Raw genomic sequence first — 1,289 nt, forward strand, 5'->3', positions numbered from 1 at the left:
CGGCGGCCTGTCCTTCGGCCAGTACCTCGGCGTGCGCCAGCGGCGCCCCGGTGACACCGGCCGCCAGGTTGGTGACCAGCGAGATCCCGAGCAGCCGGGCGCCCAGTGCGCGGGCCGCGATGGCCTCGAGCACCGTGGACAAAGCGGCGAAGTCCAGCGGTAGCGCTTCCCGGTCCCGGGGGGGGGGGGCCGCCCCCCCGCGGGGGGGCGGCCCCGCCGGGGGGGTTGTTGTTTTTTTTATACTTACCCGCCCCCACCTCTCTGTGCCTGTCGGGGGGCGGGGGGGGGGGGGGGGGGGGCCCCCCCCCCCCGCCGCCTTGACATCCCGATCATCCGGAAACGACTTGATACACAAGGGAATAGAGCAGATTAGCCGTAGGTGACGGCCACGGGGTACATTTCGGTGCCGCGTGTCTTGCCACACGAATCCCAGAAGTGCACTACTGTTCCAGAACGTGGGCGGTATCGCGAGCGACGCGATAAGGAGGTAACGGTGCGTGAACTTCGAGTGATCGGGGTGACGCCCGACTCCGCCCATATCGTGTGCGTCGACACGGAAAGTGGCCAGAAATTCCGGCTTCCCGCCGACGACAAACTCCGCGCCGCGGCCCGCGGCGACCTTGCCCGATTCGGCCAGATAGAGATCGAAATGGAAGCAACTATGCGTCCTCGCGATATCCAGGCTCGAATCCGCGCCGGCGCTTCCGTGGAACAGGTGACCCAGGAATCCGGGATGCCGTTGAGCCGGGTGGAACGTTTCGCCTATCCGGTACTGCTGGAACGCGCACGGGCCGCCGAACTCGCCCAGAAGGCCCACCCGATCCGGCCCGACGGGCCCGCGGTGGAAATCCTGATCGATGTGGTCACCGCCGCCTTCACCGCCCGCGGCCATACCCTCGACAATGCCGAATGGGATGCCTGGAAAGACGAGAAGGGCTTCTGGGTCGCGCAATTGCAATGGCAGAACGGTCGTTCCGAGATCGCCGCGCATTGGCGCTACCAGCCGGACGCGCACGGCGGCACGGTATCCCCGCTCGACGATCCCGCCACCGATCTGATCGATCCGGATTTCGGCCGGGCACTGCGCGGGCTCGCCTCGATTCTGCCGGTCGAAGCCGAAGCACCGGCCGCCCCGGAACCGGTTGTGGCCGAACCCCGCCGGGAACCGGCGCCGCCGGGCGCGGTGGGGAACATGTAAGCAAACCCCCCGGTGGCCCCGGGGGGGTGCGCGCCCCGGGCCCCGCCCGCGCCCGTTTAGCCCGGGTCCCGCCCGCCCCCCCGCCCCGCCC

Annotated in this window: 2 pseudogenes; one reads left to right on the top strand and one right to left on the bottom strand. The window is 69.4% G+C overall.

Going from position 1 to position 1,289, the window contains the following annotated elements:
- Positions 1 to 145, bottom strand: a pseudogene (locus QH196_RS29550) (purine-nucleoside phosphorylase); the annotation flags it as partial.
- Between the two features lie 348 nt (positions 146 to 493).
- Between QH196_RS29550 and sepH the strand changes: the two are divergent.
- Positions 494 to 1,174: pseudogene (gene sepH, locus QH196_RS29555) on the top strand (septation protein SepH); the annotation flags it as partial.
- Between the last annotated feature and the right edge of the window lie 115 nt (positions 1,175 to 1,289).

Origin of the sequence: Nocardia carnea (assembly GCF_029868325.1) — a bacterium.
In the GTDB taxonomy this organism is placed as follows: Bacteria; Actinomycetota; Actinomycetes; order Mycobacteriales; family Mycobacteriaceae; genus Nocardia; species Nocardia carnea_C.